At 73.8% G+C, this 1,488-nt stretch carries 2 protein-coding genes; both read right to left on the bottom strand.

Annotation, left to right across the window (positions count from 1 at the left end; all coding sequences use genetic code 11):
- Positions 1–915, bottom strand: a 915-nt coding sequence (locus ACYVE9_RS26440) for a DMT family transporter (protein WP_461030420.1), incomplete at its 3' end; no start/stop codon positions are given.
- Positions 916–929: 14 nt separating this feature from the next.
- Positions 930–1,488, bottom strand: a 559-nt coding sequence (locus ACYVE9_RS26435; protein WP_461030419.1) for a class I SAM-dependent methyltransferase, incomplete at its 5' end; no start/stop codon positions are given.

The raw sequence follows: 1,488 nt of genomic DNA, 5'->3' as shown, positions 1-1,488 counted from the left end.
CGGGGCGTCCGCCGTACCGGCCGTCCCCGGCGGGGGTGGGGCGGGCTGCGGGGACTCGTCGTGCCGGGGCAGCAGCAGCAGGACGGACACCGCGAGCAGCGAGCCGCCCAGCCGCAGTGCGAGCCGCAGCGGCTCCTCCGGCAGCGGTTCCGCGAAGGCGATGGTCCCGGCGGCGACGGTGAACAGGAACGTCACCGTGGTGCACACCGGGACGACCAGCGAGGCCCGGCAGCGCTGGAGAGCGGTCTGCGAGAGCACGAGTCCCGTGGAGCCGGTGACCAGCAGCAGGTAGGGGTAGGGCGAGGTGAGTGCCGCGCCCAGCGTCGCCAGCAGCCCGTCCGGGCTGAGCAGCCCGGCGACGCCCTTGATGGCCAGCGAACTGACACCGTAGAGAAAGCCCACCGCCACCCCGTAGGGCACTCCGGCGGTGGGCAGCCGGTGGCGGCGGCGGGAGCGCCGCTCGGCGGCGACGAAGAGGCCCAGCCCGGTGGCCAGCGCCGGCACGCAGATGGCCAGCATGACGGGGGCGGGCGCGAGCCGGCTGATCGCCTCCTCGCTGCCGCGCAACGAGAACACGATCATGACCAGGGCCATGATGATCGCCACCATGGACTGGCGCTCCCGGCCACTGGGCCGCTCGCCCAGGAACACCGAGGACAGCAGCATCAGCATCACCAGGCCGGTGACGAAGAGGCCCTGGGCGGCGATCAGCGGCAGCGTGCGGTACACGACGAGCTGCGCCACGAAGCCCATGCCCAGGGACAACGCGCCGACGATCCACAGCGGGCTGTGCAGCAGGTGCAGCACCAGCGCCGCGGGCCGGCCGGCGGACAACGGCGGCAGACCCGTCAGCGCCCGCTTCTCCACCACGAAGCCGATGCTGATGAGGAGATTGGCCAACAGCGCCGCTGCCACGCCCCACCACATGGTCAGCCGCCCTCCCGTCGCCGGGCGTGCACGAGCAGGATCGAGGCGAGCGAGGGCGCGTGGCAGGCCAGCCGGTCCAGCGGACGCAGCGGGCGGGGCACGTCGTGGTACGGGGCGCCGCTGATGGCGACGATGTCAAAACCGGCCGCCGGCAGCATCGACCGCAGTGCCCGCGCGGTGTACAGGCGCAGGTGGCCGACCACCTGCGAGCCGGGACGCCCGTGGATGCCGCGCATCGAGACCTCGGAGAACACCGGCTGCACGCCCGCCAGCAGCAGCCCGCGGTTGTACCAGGCCGCCAGGTTGGGCGTGGACAGCAGCAGGTGGCCACCGGGACGCAGCACCCGGCGCAGCTCGTCCAGGGCCGCGTCCGGATCCACCAGGTGCTCGATGACCTCGCTGAACAGCACCGCGTCGGCCGCTCCGGTGGCGATCGGCAGCCCCGGATCGGTCAGCTCGCCGCGTACCGCGGTCAGGTGCGCGGACGCCCGGCGCAGCGCGTCCTGCGACCAGTCGACGCCGACCAGCCGGTGCGCCGACAGCACGTCGGCCGCGGTCGCC

The sequence above is a fragment of the Streptomyces sparsus genome (assembly GCF_054776295.1).
The sequence above is the reverse complement of the archived record's forward strand: the minus strand, read 5'-3'. Positions and strand labels throughout refer to the sequence as shown.